Genomic DNA, 19,024 nt, shown 5'->3' on the forward strand with positions numbered 1-19,024 from the left:
CCCCAGGTTAACGGAGGCTCCTGTGCCGATCTCGCTTCACCACCTGCACACCGGCTGGGCGGTGTGCACCGACGGCGCCTGGTCCGCCCTCCGGCACACCCTCGCCGACCTGCTGGCCCTGCCGATCGCTCAGGCCCGGGCCGCGGTCGAGGCCGCAAACCCGTTCTCCGGTACGCCGGGCCCGTCCCGTCCCCCGGTCGACCGCCAGGAGATCTGGGCGGCCGGGGTCACGTACCTGCGCAGCCGCGACGGTCGCCGCGAGGAGTCCCGGTACGGCGCCCTCTACGACGACGTCTACGACAGCGACCGCCCGGAGATCTTCTTCAAGTCCAGCCCGTGGCGCGTGGTAGGCGACGGCGACCCGGTGGGAATCCGCGCCGACTCCGGCTGGGACGTGCCCGAGGCCGAGATCGGCCTGGTCCTCAACGCGGCCGGCGAGGTGTTCGGTTACACCCTCGGCAACGACATGAGCAGCCGCTCGATCGAGGGCGAGAACCCGCTCTACCTGCCCCAGGCCAAGATCTACGACCGCTCGTGCGCCTTGGGCCCGGCGATCGTACCGAGCTGGTCGCTGTCTCCGGGCCCGTTCGACATCGGACTGCGCGTACTCCGCGACGGCCGGACCGCCTACCAGGCGACGACCTCCACCGCGAAGATGGCCCGAGACTTCACCGACCTGGCCGACTGGCTGTTCCGGGCCCTGAGCTTCCCGTCCGGCGTGATCCTGCTGACCGGAACCGGCATGGTCCCGGACGCCGATTTCACCACCCGCCCCGGCGACACCATCGAGATCCGGTGTCCACAACTCGGGATGTTGACCAACCAGGTCGTCGCAGTGGGCACAGTTCGATGATGGCTGATGCTTTTGTTGTCCGCGGCGGCTGGGCCGGTCACCGGCCGGTCGAGGCCACCGAGCTCTTCCTCCCGTACCTGGCCCGCAACGGTTTCGACGTCCACGTCCACGATTCGACGGCGATCTACGCCGACCAGGCGGTGATGGCCGGAACCGATCTGATCGTCCAGTGCGTGACCATGTCGTCCATCGAAGCCGAGGAACTGGCCGGGCTCCGGGCGGCGGTGGCCGCCGGCACCGGGTTCACCGGCTGGCACGGCGGCATCGCCGACTCGTTCCGCGCCTCGTCGGACTACCTGCAACTGATCGGCGGGCAGTTCGCCACCCACCCGGGCAAGGAACCGGGCTGCCGCGTCCAGGACGAGACCGACAACTTCCTGACCCACACCGTCGCCATCACCCCGCTCGGCCGCGACCACCCGATCACCGCCGGGCTGACCGATTTCGATCTCACCACCGAGCAGTACTGGGTGCTGCACGACGACCTGATCGACGTGCTCGCCACCACCACCCACCCGGTTCAGCCGTGGCACCCCTGGCACCGGCCGATCACCTCCCCCGCCATCTGGACCAGGCAGTGGGGCGCCGGCCGCATCGTCGTCACCACCCCCGGCCACAGCCTCGACGTCCTCGCGAACCCGTCCGTACGTACCGTGATCGAAAGGGGCATGCTGTGGGCGAGCCGCACCGCATCGGCATCGTAGGAACCGGATGGATCTGCGGCGCCTACCTGCAGACCCTGCGTGACCACCCGGCGGTGGCCATCGCCGCGGTCGCCGATCTCGATCCGGCCCGCGCGGCGTCGGTCGCCGCGAGCGTCCCCGGCTGCCGCGCCCTTTCCCCCGGTGACCTGCTGCGCGACGACTCGATCACGACGATCCTCAACCTCACCGTCCCGGCCGCCCACGCCGAGATCGGGCTGGGCGCGATCAAGAACGGCCATCCGCTGTACGGCGAGAAACCGCTGACCGCCGACATGACCTCCGCCCGCACCCTGATCGACCAGGCCCGCGACCACGGCGTCGCGGTCGGTTGCGCCCCCGACACGGTCCTCGGCACCGGCGTGCAGACCGGCCGCGCCGCCGTCGACAGCGGGCTCATCGGCCGGCCGCTGTCCGCCGTCGCGGTGATGGCGACACCCGGTCCCGAACGCTGGCACCACCAGCCCGGCTTCTACTACCAGCCCGGCGGCGGGCCGCTGCTGGACATGGGCCCCTACTACCTGACCGCCCTGGTCCACCTGCTCGGACCGATCGTCGCGGTCACCGGCGCCGCTTCCCGGCAGCGCGCCTGGCGGGTGATCGGCAGCGGCCCACGCTCGGGCGAACGGATCCCGGTCACGGTCGACACCCACGTGACAGGTGTCCTGCACCACGCGAACGGCGCCCTCTCCACCATCACCACCAGCTTCGACGCCGTCCGGACCACCGCCGCCCCGATCGAGGTCCACGGCGAGACCGGCACCCTCGAGGTCCCCGACCCCAACAACTTCACCGGCGACGTACGCCTGTTCGCTCTCGGCACCACCGACTGGCAGACCCTCCCACCGTCCGCCGGCTACGCCGAAGCCTCCCGCGGCATCGGCCTGCTCGACATGCTCACCTCCGCCGCTCCCCGAGCCGGCGGCACACTGGCCCTGCACGTGCTCGACGCCATGACGGCCCTGCAGCGTTCCGCCGACGAGGGCCGCCGCATCGACCTGACGACCACCGCCGAACGCCCCGCCCCACTCCCCCTGGTCCCCGCGACGACCTGGCGCCGGCCGTGAGCTGTAGGGCCGGCCGGACTACGGGCGCGGCTTGCCGCCGCCCACGTCGTTCAGGCCGTCGACGAGCATCTCCGCATCGTCCGCTGAGATGTTCATCGTGCTGCTGAGTAGGGTGATCGCCTGGTCGCGCTGACCGGCCTCCACGAGCGCCGCGATCTGGAGCCAGGCGAAGGCGTCGACCATCGCGTCGTTCGTCCCGCCCGGCTCCGCCGACACACCGCCCGGCTCCGTCGACCACCCGTCCGGCGCGGCAGTCGCGTCCCGAACCGGCCGGCTCACCGCGTCAGGAGTGACGTCGGCGGGAGCAGCGGCTTCGTGGGCGCGCGCCTCGGCGACCCGGGTGGCCGCGTCCCACGAGCGGGTGTCCGCTTGCGGGGACGCGGCGGCCCGCGCCTGCATCTCGCTCACCTGCGCGCCTAAAAGGTCCCGGCTGCCGTCACGACGGCGCAGGACCATCGTGATCACCGCGATGACCGTGATCGCGACGAAGAAGCCCACCACCAACTGCAGCAGGCTCACGTCGGTACCACCCGGGCTCATACCCGGCAATCGTAGTACCGGATCTACGGGTACTGCCCGTCGAGCAGCCCGTTCACGTACTTCTCGATGTTGGTCCAGCCGGTCCCGTCGAAGTCGCCGGCCGCGTCGGCGACCGCGGGATTCAAGCCGTATCGGGTCTCCCACGCGTTCGGCATCCCGTCGCGGTCGGTGTCCGGGGGCGGTGTTCCACCGGCGACCACCCCGTAGCCGTTCTCCGGCAGCCCGGTCGCGGTCTGGCTGGCCCACAGCGCGCCCTTGGTCCCGAGCGAGGTCACGTCGGCGACGACCAGCTTGTCCACGTCGTCCCGCGGAATCGCGCCGGCCCTGGTGAGGACGTCGGCGTACCCGGCCGCCGCACCGAGGGTGGGGATCTGCGCGGTGCCCGGCGAGAACGGTGCGGTCAGCGCGGTGGCGCCGCCCCGGACGACGGTCGCCGCGCCGTCGAGTTGGCCGTCCCGGTCGCTGTCGATCCAGTTGTCGCGCTGGTAGATCTGCTGATTGCCGGTCTGGTAGTAGTAGTTCGACGCGCTGGTCGTGCGCGGTCCGGTGATGAAGTAGTTCCCGACCACGTCGTGCAGGAAATGCCCGGACGAGTTCCCGGCGGTGTAGGCGGCCTGATAGTTGTAGACCACGTTGTTGACGAACTGGGTGTTCGCCTTCGCCAGCGGATTACGGTTGTGCGAGTTCGCCCAGAGATTGCGCCACCACGTGTACGGCCCGGTCTCCCGACGGCCCGGCGATCGACATGAGCAGCACGGCCGTACCGGCGGCAATTGTCCTTGTTCTTGTTCTTCGCATGCCGTTACCGACGCACCGAAGGGGGCGGGGATAACACCCTTTCCGAGCTTTTTTCGGTACGGGGTCGGCGCCGTGGCCCGAGGGGGTGACGACAATCGAAGCGCCGGTCACTATCGTGTACGCGATGGGAGAGATCGCCTTGGATACGTCGGTCCCGCACAGCGCGCGGATCTACGACTACCTGCTCGGGGGCAAGGACAACTTCGAGGCGGACCGGGCCGCGGCCGGGCACATCACCAAAGGCTCCCCGAACCTGCCGGTGTCGATGCGCGCGAACCGGCTGTTCATGGCCCGGATGGCGGGCCGGGTCGCCCGGGTGCACGGGATCCGGCAGTTCCTGGACATCGGCACCGGCCTGCCGACCGCCCCGAACCTGCACGAGGTGGTCCAGAAGGTCGATCCCGCCGCCCGGGTGGTCTACATCGACAACGACCCGATCGTGCTGGTCCATGCGCGGGCGCTGCTGACCAGCACTCCGCAGGGCCGGGCGGCCTATCTGGACGCCGATCTGGCCGACGCGGACACGATCATGCGGTCGCCGGAGGTCCACGACACCCTGGACCTGAAGCAGCCGGTCCTGGTGAGCCTGATCGCGATGCTGCACTTCGTCGTGGACGACGACCGGGTGCACGCGGTGATCCGCCGCCTGATGGGCCCGCTCGCACCGGGCAGCATGCTGGCGATCTCCACCCTGACCGCGGATTCGGCCCCGGCCGAGGTGGCCCGGGGTGTGGCCGGCTACCGGGCGCAGGGGATCCCGGCGCGGGCCCGGACCAGGGGCCAGGTGGAGGCCCTGTTCGACGGCTTGGAACTGCTCGACCCGGGTGTGTGCCCGGTGCACCGCTGGCATCCGGAGCCGGATCAGCCGGGCCCCGACGACGACAAGGTCTTCGTGTACGGCGGCGTGGCGGTGAAACGCTGACCGGGCGGCCGCCACCGCCCGATCAGTGGCCTGTCAGTCGGTGATCCAGATCCCGTAATCGCGGGTCGCGGTACCGAAGTCCTGGAAGCCCAGGATCGTGTTGTTACCGACGTAGGTGTAGTTGTTGATGCCCTTGGCGATGACGTTTCCGCTGGCCGACGGGCCGAAGACGGGGCCGCCGCTGTCGCCGCCGCGGACCGCCGGCTGTCCGTCGACCTGGCGCGCCTCGACGGCGTCACCCGAGTCGGTGTTGAACTTCTCCACCCGCAGGCCGCAGACCGGGCCGCCGATGTCGCGGGCCGACGAGCCACCGGACTGGCACAGGTATTCGCCCGGGAACACCCAGTCCCAGCCCTCGACGGTGGTGACCACGTTGCTGTCCAGGCCACCGACGTACATCAGGTTGTCGGATCCGCTCGGGGTGTGCACCAGCGCGATGTCGTGGTCGTCGCGGTCGCCGGTGAACGTGCCCATGAACTCGCCGACCCCGTCCCGGATGGTGTTGCCGTTGCTGCCGCAGTGCCCGGCGGTCAGGATGAACTCGGCCTCGGCGTTACGGACCGCGAAGCCGGTGGTGCAGCGGGAGTTGCCGTTGATCTGGTCGGCGCCGCCCTTCCACTGCGGCCAGTCGTCGCGGCGGCTGGTCAGCTCCTTCGCGCCCTGGTCGACGACCTCGACCGGCACCCCCACGTCCGGGACCTGCGCGGTACGGAGACCGGCGTGCCCGGCGAGGTCGACGACCACGCGGCTGCCGTCCACGGCGTACTTGATCCGCGGTTTCCCGGCTGTCAGAGAGGTGCGCAGCTGTGCACCGGCCGCCCGGAGTTCCCGCAGCGTGTAGGTGGCGGCGCCGATCTGAACGGGGGCGGTGCGGCGCGCGGTGCCGACCGCCTGACGGATCGCGGCCGGCGGTGCGCCCTTCCACCACAGCACGACCCGGTCGTCCTGTAGTTCGATGCCGGCATAACCGGCGTCCGTGCCCTTGTCGACGACGCTGCGGATGGTTCCGGCCGCCTGCACCAGCGGAATCTGCCGGCGGGCCTCGGCGGGGAACTCGAACTTCTGCGGAGCCGGCTGTGCGGCCGGTTGTGCGGACGCGGGGGTGGGGACGCCGGTGACGGTCAGTGCGACAGCGATGCCGAGTGCGGCGCCGAGACGCCTTCTTTCGAACATGCGGAACTACCTCTCCACGCGGGGACGGGCGATCCTTAGATCGAAGGCAGTCTATAAGTAAGGGTTATTAAAACAACAGGGTCCGCTGATCGGCGACGGCGGCGACTGTGACCCACCGGCTACCGTGGTCGGATGCCTACCAGACTGTCCCCTGCGGAATGGGTACGACGGCGCCGGGCCGACCTCGTCGACCGGCGGCTGGAGGTCGCCGGCGCGCGAGCGTTCGGCCGGCTCGACAGCCTCGGCGAGAGCTGGCACATCGTGGACTGGTCGGAGACCGGCCTGTCGCGCCGGCACGACGAGTCCGACCCACTCGGCGCCCGCGCCGGTTTCCTGGCCGTCGGCCCCGGCGGCGTGTTCGCGGTCACCGTCGCCGACCAGCGGCTCTTCCGGGTCCTGATCGTCGGCGACGTGGTGCAGATCAACGGCCGGCGGCTGGGCTATGTGGCCGAGGCCAAACGTGCCGCCGCCCGGGCCGCCACCGCGCTGTCCACGGCGGCGGGGGTCGCCGTGCGGGTCGCTCCGGTGCTGGCCTTCACCGGCGCGGGCGCCCTGAGCACCCACGGCGCCACCACCACCTGCGTGATCACCACCGACCGCGACCTGGACAAGGCGCTCACCTCCGGCGGTCACCGGATCACCCCGGAGACGGCGACCCGCCTCGCACGGATCGCCCGGGACAGCGCCCCGGCCGGGTGATCCGCGTGGCGAGCGGCGTCTGACCGGCGAGCGGCAGCCGGACGGTGAAGGCTGCTCCCCGGCCCGGGTGACCGTCCGCGACGATGGTGCCGCCGTGGCTGGTCACCACCTCGCGCAGCAGCGCCAGGCCCAGCCCGAAGCGGCCCCGGTCCGGCCCGCGGTGGAAACGGTCGAAGATCCGTTCGGCGTCGGCCGGGTCGAAGCCGTCGCCGGTGTCCGCGACAGTCAGTTCCGCGGTCGCCGGCGAGGCTCGCACGGTGACCGTGATCCGGCCGCCCGGGGTGTGGGCGAGCGCGTTGGCCAGCAGTTCGCTGACCACCCGGCGCAGCGCCGACTCGACCCCGACGACCGGCACCGGCCGTTCCGGAGCCCGCAGGGTGACCGTGGTGGTCCCGGTGAGGGCCCGCTCGGTCTCCTCGGCGGCGAGCCGGGCCAGGTCGACCGGCACGCCCGGCGACGGGTCGTCCGGGCCGGTGCCGAGACGCGCGGAGAGCAGCAGTTCGTCGACGATCTCGCCGAGCCGCCGGGTGGTGTCGACCAGCCGGTCCAGGTCGTGGTGGTCGGTCCCGTCCCGGGCGGCCCGCCGGGCCAGCAACTGGGCGCGGGCGTGCACCTGGGCGATCGGGGTGCGCAGTTCGTGACTGGCGTCGGCGACGAACCGGCGTTGCCGGTCGAGCGCCTCGGCCAGCGGGCCGACGGCCCGGCGGCCGACCAGTGTCCCGGCCAGGATCGCGGCCAGCAGCCCGGCTCCGGCCAGTACCCCGGTCTGCCAGTGGGCCCGCCGGTCCGCCCACGGTTCGACGTTCCGGATCACAGTGCGCCGAGCCGGTAGCCGAGCCCGTGCACAGTCTGTACCACCTTGCGCCCGAGCTTGCGGCGCAGGTAGTAGACGTAGGTGTCCACGATCGACGCGGCGGCCGCCTCGTCGAAGACCCGCCGGCGCAGGGCGGCCCGTGCGTGTACGGCACCGGGCCGGGCCGCCAGGACACGGAGCAGTTCGAACTCCCGCGCCGACAGCGACACCCGGGTTCCGTCGGGCAGTACTGCGTCGCGGACGCCGAGATCGAGCATGCCGTCGCCGACCCGCAGCACGTCGGTGGCGTCCGAGGTGCGCCGGCACAGGGCCCGGATCCGGGCGCTGAGTTCGTCCAGGTCGAACGGTTTGACCAGGTAGTCGTCGGCGCCGGCGTCCAGCCCGGCGATCCGGTCGTCGACGGTGCCGAGGCCGGTCAGCATCAGGGCGCGCGCCGCGACGGCCCGGGCGCGCAGCCGGGTGATCAGGTCCAGGCCGTCGAGCGCCGGCAACCGCCTGTCGATCACCAGCACGTCGTACGGCCGGGTCAGGCTCAGATGCAGGCCGCGCTGGCCGTCCGGCGCCTGGTCGACGTGGTAGCCCTCGTCGACCAGGGTCTCGGTGACCAGCTCACGTAGATCGGCGTCGTCCTCGACCACCAGAAGCCGCTGCATTCATCGAAGATCTCATATGCTTACGGTGGGATTCGCGTCTCCGGCCGAATTCTTAAGAAGCTATGAGAACTCTCTGTTCACGCCGCTCCAGCAGGGTCAGCAGCGGCGTCGTCATGATCGTGGTGACCAGCGCGACGAGCACCAGCACGGTGAACAGCGACGAGTTCACGATCCCGGCCTCCAGCCCCACGTTCAGGGCGATCAGCTGCATCAGCCCGCGGGCGTTCATCAGCGCGCCGACCTTCAGCGCGACACCGTTCGGCTCGCCACGCCACCGGGCGGCGGCCCAGCACGCGCCGAACTTGCCGGCGATCGCCACCGTCACGCAGGCCGCCGCGAACAGCAGCACCCGCGGGTCGCCGAGCAGCGCGAACTCGGTACGCAGCCCGGAGAAGGTGAAGAACAGCGGCAGGAACACCGCCGACGCGACCGGGTTGGTCACCGCGATCACGTGGTCGGTCCGCTCGTGCCGGGGCATCACCACGCCGAGCGCGAACGCCCCGAAGACCGCGTACAGGCCGATCTCGTCGGTGTAGAAGGCGACCAGGAAGAGCAGGCCCACCACACCGAGCATCCGGGTCCGGTCGTCGAGCCGGTCACTGCCGATCAGCAGCCCGGTCACCCTCCGGCCGCCGAACCAGAGCGCCAGCCCGAACAGGATCGCGCCGCCCGCGGTGACGAACGCCGGCCCGGCCTCGCCGGAGGCGAACGCCAGCACCACGGCCAGCATGATCCAGGCGATCATGTCGTCGACCGCGCCGCTGGCCAGGGCGAGCGAGCCGTGCCGGGTGCCGGCGTGGCCGCGTTCGGTGATGATCCGGGCCAGCATCGGGAACGCGGTGATGGCCAGGGCCACGCCGACGAACGCCGCCGACACCCCGAGCGACACCCCGTCCGGCCGCATCGGCACCGCCCCCGCGGTGAGGAGCACCAGCAGCACACCGAGCAGCAGCGGCGCGAGGACCCCGGCGAGGGAGATCACGCCCGCGGTGCCGGCCATCCGGGGCACCCGGTGCGCGGCGAACGCGTACCCGGCCTGGAACATGAACAGCACCAGGCCGACCTGGCCGACCACGTACAGCACCGGCAGCAGTGGCGCCGGGAACAACGCCGCCTGGACCTGCGGGAAGAGGAGGCCGAGCAGGGACGGGCCGAGCAGCACCCCGGCGAGCATCTCGCTGACCACCGGTGGCTGGCCGGTCTTGCCGAGCAGCCAGGTCACCAGGCGGCAGACGATCAGGATCACGGCGACCGCGATGAAGAACCGCGGCGCCAGCTCGGTCGGGGTCACGGGCGGGCCTCCTCGAAATAGGTGGCGCAGAGTCTCTGGCGGCGGGCGTCGAGCACCATCCAGGTGCCGAGCACCAGCTGTTTCACCGAGCGGCCGGCGTCGGCGACGGCGTCGGAGCGGCGCAGGGCGCGTAGCCGGCCAGCCGCCGGTCCCGGGCGGCCGACCGGGGTCAGGTACGCGGGCCCCCGGCTGGGCAGCGACCGGGTGTGCCGGACCGAGGACGCGATCGTGAACCGGCGCAGCACCTCGCGGGTGGCGGCGCGCAGCATCACCGGTGCGGCGCCCCGGGCGGGACAGGCACGGTTGGCGGTCACCCCGTACGGGATGAAATGGGCCTCTCGTCTTTTGATCTTCTCCCAGCGTGTGGGGTCGAAGACGTCGTCGCCGGCCGGCCCGGTGCGCTGGAACGCCAGGTAGTTGAAGAGCAGCACGGATCCGGCGGGCACCGTGACGTCACCGGCGGTGATCGGCGCCGAGGTGATCCGGTGGGCGATGCCGAAGAGCGGATGCACCCGCAGTGTCTCGTCGATCAGCCGGTCCAGGGACTCGTCGGACAGGTCGGTCCGGTAGCCCACGGCGCAGAGCAGGATGTGCGCCATCGCCTCGGACATCTGCACCACCGCGGTGTTGAAGAACGCGCCTTGCAGGTACCAGGCCGTCTCCTGGGCGGTGAACGGCGGCGGCAGTACGACCGGGCAGGTCCCGGCCTCGATCCGGCCGAGCAGATAGCGGGTCAGCCGGTCGCGGCGGCGCATGTGCCGCAGGCTCAGCCCTTTCAGCGCGGTCACCACGTCGTCGGCGTTGGCGACGATGAGGTCACGCGCCGCACGCGGGCAGGCCTCTGCGAAGACCAGCTCGTGGAAGACCTCCGCCCACACCGGCATGAGCAGGTCCCGCAGCCGGGTGAACGAGGTCCGGTCCGGTGGCAGCCGGTCCAGGATCCGGCGGGTCGCCGCGGTCGCCAGTTCGTCCGAGCGCGTGTGCGGAACCGCCAGCACCTTGCGTGTGGTCCGGGCGACCGTCTGATACCGATCACCGGGCTCCAGGTGCTCCTGGTGCATCTGCGGGCCGGGCGCGAGCCAGTACCAGAACAGGTCGGAGAGCCCGGCGCCACGACTGCGGCCGTTCGCGGCCGGATCGCTGTAGACCCGTTCGAAGTGCTCCGCGCCGATCAGCGGGCCGGGGACCGGGATCCCCTCGGTCCCGTTGACCCGCTGGAAGATCCACTCGCGGAGCCGGACGACGGTGTTCATCCGGCCACCGTCACCAGGTCCGGGCTCAGGTCGGCCGGTCGCTGCGCTCCGGCCAGCGCCATGGCGTGGTCCAGGTCAACGGTCAGTGTCCGCAATTGATCTCGTACGCCATCGGCCCCGCCCGCCGCGAGGGCATCCAGCACCGGCCGTCCGACCAGGACCGCGGTGGCGCCCCGGGCCAGCGCGATCAGCACGTCGGTGCCCCGCCGGACACCGCCGTCGAGGAGCACCGGGATCCGGCCGCCGACGGCCTCGGCCACCGCGGGCAGCGCGTCGATGGTGGCGACCGCCCCGTCGAGTTGCCGCCCGCCATGGTTGGAGACGATCACCGCGTCCACGCCGTGCTCCACCGCGAGCCGGGCGTCCGCCGGATGCAGGATTCCCTTGATCACGATCGGCAGCCCGGTGATCGCGCGCAGCCATCCGATCCGGTCCCAGCCCAGGGCCGGGTCCATCTCGATGTCGCGGACCCGGCCGGTGTCGTCGCGCATGTTCTCACAGGCCAGCCCGTCCGGCAGGTCGGTGAAGCCGTGCCGCAGGTCCCGTTCGCGGCGGCCGAACACCGGCGAGTCCACGGTCACCACCAGGGCCCGGCAGCCGGCCGACTCGGCCCGTTTCACCAGCCTCTCGGTGAACTCCAGGTCGGGCTGCGGGTAGAGCTGGAACCAGAGCGGGCCGCCGGCCTCGGCGATCCGTTCGACCGGCTGGGTCGCGGCCATGCTCACCACCATGACGGTTCCGGCGGCGGCCGCCCCCTCCGCGGTCGCCGCCTCCCCGCCCGGGTGGGCCAGCAGATGGAACGCGGTCGGCGCGACCAGGACCGGGGTGGCCAGCTCGGTGCCGAACAGGGTGGTCCGCAGGTCCCGGTCACCGGTGGCGCGCAGCACCCGCGGGACGATCCGCAGCCGGTCGTACGCCGCGAGGTTGTCCCGCAGCGTGCGTTCCTCGCCGGCCCCACCGGCGAAGAAGTCGGCGTGCACCGGGTTCATCCCAGGACCCGGGCCACGAACCCGGCCAGCGGCTTGACGTGCACCTCCGGCCGGTCCCACTGGTTCTCCAGGTTCTCGGCCAGGTGATGGGTGTTCGCCAGGGCGCCGTCGCGGTAGTGCCGCACGACCGGGTGCAGGTACGCGGCGTCGTGCGCCTGGCCGGGGGTGTCCTGGGCGATCCGGGCCACGCCGATGTCGAACGGGTCGACCTTGTCGTGGTCCGGGCCGTACTCCAGGGTGATCACGAACGCGTCGTGGTAGTCGTGGTCGGGGGTGGCCAGCCCGTGCCGGGCGAACCATTCCACCGGCACCTCGTCGTGGTAGCGGGCGCTGTCCTCGCCGACGGTCACCACGTCGGCGAGGAACCCGAACTGCTGCCAGAGCGCCGACGTCCGGTTCACCCGGGTGATGACGGCATCGGTGATCGCCTCCGGGGTGCGGTCCAGCTTCTCGGCCGGCCAGGGGGCGTCCTCGAGGATCCGGTGCAGCGCGCGCACGGCGTACCGGAAACCGTGAATGAAACCGCTCGTGGACTTCTTGAAGTCGCGGACCTGGCTGATCGTGCCGGCGAAGAACAGGCCCGGCACGTTCACCGACTCCCACGCCTCGGTCTGTGCCGGGAAACGGTCGTCGATGGTCAGTTCCGGGCGGCACGACTCGTCGAAGACGGACGCGTCGAAACGGAAGCCGGTGCAGGCCAGAATGCGGTCGTAGTGCAGTTCCTTGACGACCTCGTTCACCCGGGCGAAGCTGAACGTCACCTTGAAACCGGCACCGTCGCGCTCGATCTTCTTTACGGTACCGTCAAGGATCGCGTTGGCGGACTTCAGCTGATAGGTGTCGAGGAAATTGTTGTTGACCGCGCGCAGATGGCCGACGAAATGGGTGCGCCAGGCCAGCCGCACCGAGCTGGGCCCGGCCACGTGGATCACCGTGGTCGTCTCCATCAGGTTGTCGGCGGTCTCGAACGCCGAATTGCCCTTGCCGAGAATCAGCACCCGCTGGTCCAGATAGTCATGCGGATCGGTGGACATGGTGTCGTAGCCTTCGGCCAGCTCGAACCCGGGGATGTCCGGCCGGTGGAGCTGCGAGACACCGGTCGCCACGACGACCCGTCTCGCGGTGTACACCTGGTCCCCGGCTGCCACGGTGAACAGATCCCCGTCCTTGCTGATCCTGGTCACCCGGGAGTGGTACCGGACCTTGATCCCGGTGCGCTCGGCGAAGTCACCCAGGTACCGCACCATCGTGTCGGCGTCCGGGAAATAGCGCTCGGTGTAGCGGGTGAACAGCAGTTCGGGATCGTCGCTGAGCAGCGAGTTCCAGTCCAGCCGCAGGTTCAGCTCGGGATCGTCGGTGCCGGTGTGCGGCTTGTTGACGGAGATGAGCGTCCGATGGCGCGGGTACCGGGTGAAGAAGGCACCGGATCGGTCCGCCGCCTCCAGCACCAGATAGTCACGCCTGCCGTCGGCTTCCAGCAGCGCGGCCAGTTGCAGACCGGCCGGGCCGGCCCCGATGATCACGTAGTCAAGCGGCATGCCACCGACCGTACGAAGCAGAAATCAGAGATTTTTCAGCTCGCTCATCCGCCGCCACCCTGCTGACGACTGTGCAACGCACTCGCGGACACCGGCAGTCAGGTATTGCTCCAGCAGCGTGAGATGGCTGGCGTTGTAGGCCCAGGAAAGGTATCCACGGAAGTCGTCGGCTCTTTGCAGCGCTAAGTCCTCTGCCGCCGGGTGGCAGTTCGTTGAGGCAGCCTGTGATCGGCTTTCAGCCGCATGCCAGTGGATCGGCGGCGGTTTTGGGGTTGCAATAGGTTGCGGTGCCCCAGGTTCGGTCGGGTGTAGTGATCTCGAGTACGCCGGGGTCGTCTGTTCGTTTGATGGTGATTCGGCCACCGGCGGGAACGGCCAGGTCGTTGCTTTTGATGATGTGGGCGGTCAACCCTGGTTCGAGCTGGATGTCGAGGATGGTGGTGTCGCCGTCAGCGGCGGGCTTGGCGGGGTCGGCGGGTGGGTTCAAAAGTTTCATCGTGCCGGTTCCGTCCGGGTTGACGGTGATCGAGCGGTAGCGGCCGCCCCATTCACCGACGAGGAATTGCATGTCTGCGGGGAGCCCGGTTTCCGGTTTGGCGCAGCTGTTGCGGATACAGGCGATTACCTTGTCGGCGATTGCCTGCTGGCCGGCAACGGTGGGATGGAAGCTGAGGTTGGTCCACGACGGGATGCCCCGGTTGATCCAGTTTTCTTTCGAGCAGACGTCGTGGTCCTTCATGGCGTGGGTGATGTCGACGTACTCGAATCCGGCGTCGAATGCTCGCTGTTTGATCGTCCGATTGGCCAGGTCGACTGTCTGGTTGAGGCCGAGCATTTCCATCTCGGTGAAGTTGGTGCCGCCGCCGGTGCCGCAGCCTGTTGGTGGGCTGGCGGGGAAGAAGCGGGGGTAGCCGACGACCAGGACCCGGGCGTCCGGTGCCGCTGCGTGGACGTCTGCGTACAGGTCGGCCAAGGTGTGCCGGCCGGGCCAGGCGCCTCGATCGCGTCCCAGATAGGCGATGAGGCGCTCGGCCGCGCCTTGGCCGGCCAGGCAGCTGCCACGGCGTTTCTTGAGGACGTTGGCGCAGTAGGTGATGATCGTCGCGAACGTGGCGTCGTTTCCGCCGAAGGTCAAGGTCACCAGCTTCACTCGCGGGTCCGGTCGGCCGGCGTTGAGTAGGGCGTCTCGTTGTGGTGCGGCATCGTTCGGGTATTGGTGGTTGGGGCCCTGATAGAAGTCGTTGATCACGGAGCCGCTGCAGGCGGCGAATCGCAGTCCGAAGCGCATTTTCTCCGCTCGCCAGACACGGGCGGGCCAGGCTTCCCATGAACGGTGGCAGCCTTCGCGGCCTTGCTCAGTGCCGTCGAGGAAGATGCTCTCGCCGCAGACGGTGCGGAAGGGCGCGCCTTCACCGGAGGAGTACGAGTCGCCGAGGGCGACGTAGAGGTCTCCACTGAGTGGTTCGGGTGGCAGCTGGAGCCGGGTCGCCGGGACGTCTGCCGGGTTGGCCGGACAGCTCTCCAGCCGTGGCGGCTGGGCAACGGGCGGTCCGGCCGTCGATGTCGCACCGGACCCCTGGATTTTGCATCCTGCCGTCGAGGCCACGCACACAAAGGCAAGTACGACAACTATGGCGATGAAGGAACGGGCCGGTCGCATTCTCGGATCTCCTCAGGACAGGCCGAAGCCTTGGCATCATTCTCATATCTGACGGACCGAGATGTCGCCCGATGCGTCGCATGCCGGTAGGTCCGGGCGCTGAGCGTATTCACGGCGAGGTTTGTCAGTTCTTCCCAACCGGGCCTGGTGGCCGTGTCGCGAAGTGGTCGCGCAGGATCTGGTGGCTGAATGTGTACTCGTTGCCGCCGGTACGTTGCAGGAGCGCGAGCCGGGTGGCGCGGTGCAGGAAGGCGGGCAGATCGGAAGGGATGAGATGCTCGTCGCGCAGCCTGGCCTCGACCACGGTGACTTCGAGTCGGGCGCTGAGAAGCACAATGAGCACGGTGACGAAGCCGACGGCGGCGGCCAGGACGCCGCCGTCGAACGCCGGGTACAGCGAGGCGAACACTTCGCGGTAAGACTGGTCGTCGGCGCTGAAGGCGGTCAGGAGCAGGCGCCCGGTGGCAAATACCAGCGCCGTGATCAGCCCTGAAATGGCGGCGGCGTACGCGGCCCAGCGAGCGCTGCGCAGGACGAAGGGGCCGAACGGGCGCACGACGGGCCCGACGGCCCAGTTTTCCGTGTCGGTCCACCCCCATTGGGCGCCCTGAAGCAGGCCCAATGCGCCCACCGAAACCACTGCGACCACCGCGAATATCAGCAGACGCTGTCGCTGACCGGCGTCGAGTGAACCCCAGACCGACAAGCCCTGATAGAGGCGATGAGCGTCGAACAGCGCGCATCCGACCGTCACAACCCCGCCGAACCGGCGAAACCCGCGCCGGAACTCGCTGACCGACCACGAGATGCGGGGCCGCGCCGTCCGTACGGGAATCGCGGTGTCGCCCGTACGGTCCGGCACGTGGAAGGCGCTCAGCAACACGAACAGGGCCAGTGCGACGCCGAGACCGGTTGTTGGGTGGCGGGGTACGATGATCGCGGCCGCGCTGAGTGCAACAACCAGAGCCACCAACAGACCGATAGACAGGTTGATCACCCGGCGGGCCGTTCGCTGAGGGATCCACTCAACCATCAGGTAATCGCGCAGATAGAACGAATTCAGGCGATCCAGCTGAATGGCGATCCAGCCAAGGTCGCGCAGGAAGGCCTCGCGTTCCGCTCGGGCCTGCGGCGCGGCGAGCGATCCGGCGCGGTCGTCACGAAGCAACATGGATTCCGCGTACGACTCGATGATCGCCCTCCGTGGATCACCATTGCGCAGCCGCAGCATGGTGGTGCCGTCCCGATCCGGGAAGGCCAGCAGGGCCGTGGTGAAGAACAGGCGGGTCCGCAGCACGTCGACCAGGGCGGGCGAGTCGCGGGCCACTGAACGTAGCTCGTCGTGGGTGCCGCGGAAGCGGTCGAGATGCAGATCCACCTGACCGGCGCTGACGGGCTCGACGACAAGCTCTGGCAGGTTGAGCTCGGCGCCGCCGGCCCGGGTGCTTTCGGCATTGACGCCGAGCAGCAGACCGACCGCGGGATAAGCGGTTCGGAAGGCGTTGAGGTACTCGATCGCCTTCTTGCGGCGCAGCGGCGGCAGCCAGCTCAGATTATCGATCAGCAGGTAGACGGTTCCGGCTGCCAGCCATCGGTCGACGGCCGCGCCGGGTACTGCACTGCGCTGCTGTAAGACCTGTCGCACATGCCGGGCGAGGTCAAGCCCGGAGGGCCACGAGCCGGCGTCGATCAGGACCGGCATGACCGGGTCCTCGCCACGGTCGAGCCGCGCGGCCGCGTCGTCGGCGAGCGCCCAGGTGGTATCCCGCAGGAAGGTGCTCTTTCCCGAACCGGGATCGCCGACCAGCGCGACCGAGAGAGCACCGCGCGAGTCGACCACCGCGGCGACCAACTCAGCCGCACTGGACACTGCCCGGTGCGGCCCGTCGTCCTCACCCGCGGGCTGCAGTGTCAGGGGGAGCCGCGCGGCTGGGCCCAGCACCGTGCCAGCCTCGACGTCGATCGAGCCACGGTCTCTCGCCTCCAGGGTCTTGCGGGTCGTGTTGATCAGGCGGGCTGCGAACCGTGCATCCACTGCGGCAGTCGGTACCAGCGCCTCGGCGGGCGTCCGCAGCTGGTCGTAGGCCAGGGCCGCGAAGACGCAAACGGTGATCGGGATGATGAGGGCCGGCGTGGTCAGCCAGTCCGGTGTGTCATCGGACAGGAAGTTCACTAGTAGCGGCAGCACCACGAGTGCGAGGGCGAGCACTGCGGCCGCTCGCGCCCGGCCACCCGGAAGCCTCATACCCTTAGCTGACGGACCAGCCGCCAGCCGCACCAGCCGTACCACCGGCAGATCGGGTTCCACAACGCGACAAACTGGACCAGGCCGCCTCATGGGTGCAGCTGCCGTCGGGACTGTTGGCCCAGTCGCGGTAGGCGACGTCGGCCCGGTAAGACGCGTCGAGCAGTGATGCCCGCAGATCGGCGCCGTTGGGCAGGTAGCCGCTTCCGCCTGTCAGGCAGACTGGACAGCACGAAAGATCCGAACCGGATCGCCGGCCGAGGTCGATGAACGCCATGGGACGACCGATCACTCGGGTGGGGTCAGGGCTGCCAGTGATTCGGTGATCTCAGCGGCCAGGCGGACCTCGGCGTCCAGCGGGCGGTCCGGGTCGACCGGCGGGATCGCGGCGGACAGCGCGGACAGGATCTCTGCGCACGCCGGGGCGGTAGGCGTGCGGGCTCCCACATGGACGGCCTGGCGCAGCCCGAGCGCCAGCGAGCCGGTGATCAGGCCGAGCAGGCGGGACTGGTCCAGGGCGCGTAACGCGGACTGCGTGCCCAGGGGAATGACGTCCTGGTTGTGCAGGTTGGTCGGCAGGGACTGGAGGCTGGCCGGCATCGCGTCGCGGCGGATCTCGGCGATCAGGGCGGTCGAGGCCAGCTGCACCCCCTGCAGACCGTGCTGCTGCCCGGGGCCGGCGGCGAGCATCGGCGGCAGGCCACCGTTGCGGACCGGGTCGACGAGCAGGTCCAGCTGGCGTTCGGCCAGGTTGCCGAGCTGGGCGAGGACCATGGTGAGGACGTCGGCGGCGAACGCGGCCGGCTGCCCGAAGAAGTTGCCGCCGTGCACCACCCGGTCGGCGTCCGGGAAGAACAGCGGGTTGTCGCTGACGCTCGCCAGGTCGGCGCTTACCACCCCGTCGACGTACCGCAACGCGTCCTCGGCCGCGCCGAGCAGCTGCGGGGTGCAGCGGATCGAGTACGGCTCCTGCAACGGCCGCGTCCCGGACGGGGTCACGCCGTCGAGGATCGTGCGCATCCGGGCCGCCACCGCTACCGCGCCGGGATGCCCGTACGCGTCGAGCAGCCCCGCGTCGAGGAACTGCGGATCACAGCCGAGCAGATCGGCCAGCACACACGTGAGCAGCTGGATCACCCGGTGCGAGGACCGGATCCGGCGCAGTGCGAGCGCGAGCGCGGCGGTGGTCAGGGACGTGCCGTTGACCAGGGCGAGGGCGTCGCGGCCGTCGAGCGGCAGCGGCTCCAGCCCGGCCCGCCGCAGCGCCTGGGCGGCGGGGAGCCGCTCGCCGTCCAGATAGGCGTGCCCGCGCCCGCGCAGCGCCTGCGCGGCGGCGCCCAGCGGGATGAGATCACCACTCGCGCCGACCGACCCCAGGCGCGGCATCGCCGGCGCGAACGTGGTGCCCAGCGCGGCGGCGAGCGCGTCGACGACGTGCGGCGACACGCCCGAGTCGCCCTGTGCCAGCGAGTGCGCCCGGACCAGCAGGGTGGCGCGGGCCAGGTCCGGTCCGAGATCCGGGCCCTGGCCGGCGCCCAGGTGAGCGAGCGTGTTGTCGGCCTGGTCCCGCTGGTCGGCGCGACCCGCGTACCCCACCAGGGCCCCGAAACCGGTGGTAGCGCCGTAGACCGCCCGGTCGTCGCCGAGCACCCGGGACAGGAAGACCCGCCCGGCCGTGACCCGTTCCCGGACCTCCGGCCCGACCAGCACGGTGATCGGTTCACCGGCGGCACACAGGTCCTCGACACGCAGCGGGGAGGCCAGATCCACCTTGATCGTCATGGTCGCCGACGCTAATCAGGACTTCTCAGAACCCTCTGAAATCGGA

General features: G+C 70.3%; 17 protein-coding genes. 5 read left to right on the forward strand and 12 right to left on the reverse strand.

Annotated elements, in window-relative coordinates; all coding sequences use genetic code 11:
* Positions 1-22: 22 nt before the first annotated feature.
* From Aco03nite_RS26785 to Aco03nite_RS26795, 3 genes are read left to right on the forward strand one after another with little or no spacing between them, the layout of a single operon-like run.
* Positions 23-853 (forward strand): fumarylacetoacetate hydrolase family protein, encoded by an 831-nt coding sequence (locus Aco03nite_RS26785; protein WP_239145450.1) that lies wholly within the window; start codon positions 23-25, stop codon positions 851-853.
* Positions 853-1,557, forward strand: a complete 705-nt coding sequence (locus tag Aco03nite_RS26790) for a ThuA domain-containing protein (protein WP_203799071.1) — start codon at positions 853-855, stop codon at positions 1,555-1,557. The genes Aco03nite_RS26785 and Aco03nite_RS26790 overlap by 1 nt, the downstream gene beginning before the upstream one ends.
* Positions 1,527-2,621: a Gfo/Idh/MocA family protein gene (locus Aco03nite_RS26795; RefSeq protein ID WP_203799073.1), complete on the forward strand. Its 1,095-nt coding sequence runs from the start codon at positions 1,527-1,529 to the stop codon at positions 2,619-2,621. The genes Aco03nite_RS26790 and Aco03nite_RS26795 overlap by 31 nt, the downstream gene beginning before the upstream one ends.
* Before the next feature lie 18 nt (positions 2,622-2,639).
* On the opposite strand, the gene Aco03nite_RS26800 is transcribed toward Aco03nite_RS26795, so the two are convergent.
* Positions 2,640-3,161 carry a hypothetical protein gene (locus Aco03nite_RS26800; RefSeq protein WP_203799074.1) on the reverse strand — a complete coding sequence of 174 codons (522 nt, stop codon included), beginning with the start codon at positions 3,159-3,161 and terminating at the stop codon, positions 2,640-2,642.
* Between the two features lie 23 nt (positions 3,162-3,184).
* Positions 3,185-3,934, reverse strand: coding sequence for a hypothetical protein (locus Aco03nite_RS26805; RefSeq protein ID WP_203799075.1), 750 nt, complete (start codon positions 3,932-3,934; stop codon positions 3,185-3,187).
* Between the two features lie 149 nt (positions 3,935-4,083).
* Here Aco03nite_RS26805 and Aco03nite_RS26810 point away from each other — a divergent pair, with 149 nt between their 5' ends.
* On the forward strand, positions 4,084-4,881 hold the full coding sequence (locus Aco03nite_RS26810) for an SAM-dependent methyltransferase (RefSeq protein ID WP_203799076.1): 798 nt from the start codon (positions 4,084-4,086) through the stop codon (positions 4,879-4,881).
* Positions 4,882-4,914: 33 nt separating this feature from the next.
* On the opposite strand, the gene Aco03nite_RS26815 is transcribed toward Aco03nite_RS26810, so the two are convergent.
* Positions 4,915-6,054, reverse strand: a complete 1,140-nt coding sequence (locus Aco03nite_RS26815) for a chymotrypsin family serine protease (RefSeq protein WP_203799077.1) — start codon at positions 6,052-6,054, stop codon at positions 4,915-4,917.
* 132 nt (positions 6,055-6,186) lie between these two features.
* Between Aco03nite_RS26815 and Aco03nite_RS26820 the strand changes: the two genes are divergently transcribed.
* Positions 6,187-6,753 carry a hypothetical protein gene (locus tag Aco03nite_RS26820; protein ID WP_203799079.1) on the forward strand — a complete coding sequence of 189 codons (567 nt, stop codon included), beginning with the start codon at positions 6,187-6,189 and terminating at the stop codon, positions 6,751-6,753.
* On the opposite strand, the gene Aco03nite_RS26825 is transcribed toward Aco03nite_RS26820, so the two are convergent.
* From Aco03nite_RS26825 to Aco03nite_RS26865, 9 genes are all read right to left on the reverse strand, one after another.
* Positions 6,692-7,567 carry a sensor histidine kinase gene (locus tag Aco03nite_RS26825; RefSeq protein ID WP_203799081.1) on the reverse strand — a complete coding sequence of 292 codons (876 nt, stop codon included), beginning with the start codon at positions 7,565-7,567 and terminating at the stop codon, positions 6,692-6,694. The genes Aco03nite_RS26820 and Aco03nite_RS26825 overlap by 62 nt on opposite strands.
* Positions 7,564-8,220, reverse strand: a complete 657-nt coding sequence (locus Aco03nite_RS26830) for a response regulator transcription factor (protein WP_203799082.1) — start codon at positions 8,218-8,220, stop codon at positions 7,564-7,566. The genes Aco03nite_RS26825 and Aco03nite_RS26830 overlap by 4 nt, the downstream gene beginning before the upstream one ends.
* A 52-nt stretch (positions 8,221-8,272) precedes the next feature.
* A complete protein-coding gene (locus tag Aco03nite_RS26835) occupies positions 8,273-9,511 on the reverse strand; it encodes a cation:proton antiporter (RefSeq protein ID WP_203799083.1) in 1,239 nt (412 codons plus the stop codon).
* Positions 9,508-10,764 (reverse strand): cytochrome P450, encoded by a 1,257-nt coding sequence (locus Aco03nite_RS26840; protein ID WP_203799087.1) that lies wholly within the window; start codon positions 10,762-10,764, stop codon positions 9,508-9,510. Before Aco03nite_RS26840 ends, Aco03nite_RS26835 begins: the two co-directional genes overlap by 4 nt.
* Complete coding sequence (locus Aco03nite_RS26845) at positions 10,761-11,753, reverse strand: alpha-hydroxy acid oxidase (protein ID WP_203799089.1); 993 nt, start codon at positions 11,751-11,753, stop codon at positions 10,761-10,763. Before Aco03nite_RS26845 ends, Aco03nite_RS26840 begins: the two co-directional genes overlap by 4 nt.
* Positions 11,750-13,291, reverse strand: a complete 1,542-nt coding sequence (locus Aco03nite_RS26850; RefSeq protein WP_203799092.1) for an NAD(P)-binding domain-containing protein — start codon at positions 13,289-13,291, stop codon at positions 11,750-11,752. The genes Aco03nite_RS26845 and Aco03nite_RS26850 overlap by 4 nt, the downstream gene beginning before the upstream one ends.
* Before the next feature lie 235 nt (positions 13,292-13,526).
* Entirely contained in the window at positions 13,527-14,951 is a 1,425-nt protein-coding gene (locus Aco03nite_RS26855) for an SGNH/GDSL hydrolase family protein (protein WP_203799094.1), read from the reverse strand.
* A 124-nt stretch (positions 14,952-15,075) separates the two neighbouring features.
* Complete coding sequence (locus Aco03nite_RS26860) at positions 15,076-17,160, reverse strand: NACHT domain-containing protein (protein ID WP_203799096.1); 2,085 nt, start codon at positions 17,158-17,160, stop codon at positions 15,076-15,078.
* A 324-nt stretch (positions 17,161-17,484) separates the two neighbouring features.
* Complete coding sequence (locus tag Aco03nite_RS26865; RefSeq protein ID WP_239145451.1) at positions 17,485-18,978, reverse strand: aromatic amino acid ammonia-lyase; 1,494 nt, start codon at positions 18,976-18,978, stop codon at positions 17,485-17,487.
* Positions 18,979-19,024: the final 46 nt, after the last annotated feature.

The organism is Actinoplanes couchii, assembly GCF_016862075.1.
Lineage (GTDB): Bacteria > Actinomycetota > Actinomycetes > Mycobacteriales > Micromonosporaceae > Actinoplanes > Actinoplanes couchii.

Bases quoted from the DNA above. Each gene is read 5' to 3' on its own strand.
- Aco03nite_RS26790 (WP_203799071.1), top strand. From the start codon at position 853: ATGGCTGATGCTTTTGTTGTCCGCGGCGGCTGGGCCGGTCACCGGCCG.
- Aco03nite_RS26810 (WP_203799076.1), top strand. From the start codon at position 4,084: ATGGGAGAGATCGCCTTGGATACGTCGGTCCCGCACAGCGCGCGGATC.
- Aco03nite_RS26820 (WP_203799079.1), top strand. From the start codon at position 6,187: ATGCCTACCAGACTGTCCCCTGCGGAATGGGTACGACGGCGCCGGGCC.
- Aco03nite_RS26840 (WP_203799087.1), bottom strand. From the start codon at position 10,764: ATGAACACCGTCGTCCGGCTCCGCGAGTGGATCTTCCAGCGGGTCAAC.
- Aco03nite_RS26800 (WP_203799074.1), bottom strand. From the start codon at position 3,161: ATGAGCCCGGGTGGTACCGACGTGAGCCTGCTGCAGTTGGTGGTGGGC.
- Aco03nite_RS26845 (WP_203799089.1), bottom strand. From the start codon at position 11,753: ATGAACCCGGTGCACGCCGACTTCTTCGCCGGTGGGGCCGGCGAGGAA.
- Aco03nite_RS26865 (WP_239145451.1), bottom strand. From the start codon at position 18,978: ATGACGATCAAGGTGGATCTGGCCTCCCCGCTGCGTGTCGAGGACCTG.
- Aco03nite_RS26815 (WP_203799077.1), bottom strand. From the start codon at position 6,054: ATGTTCGAAAGAAGGCGTCTCGGCGCCGCACTCGGCATCGCTGTCGCA.
- Aco03nite_RS26855 (WP_203799094.1), bottom strand. From the start codon at position 14,951: ATGCGACCGGCCCGTTCCTTCATCGCCATAGTTGTCGTACTTGCCTTT.
- Aco03nite_RS26850 (WP_203799092.1), bottom strand. From the start codon at position 13,291: ATGCCGCTTGACTACGTGATCATCGGGGCCGGCCCGGCCGGTCTGCAA.
- Aco03nite_RS26830 (WP_203799082.1), bottom strand. From the start codon at position 8,220: ATGCAGCGGCTTCTGGTGGTCGAGGACGACGCCGATCTACGTGAGCTG.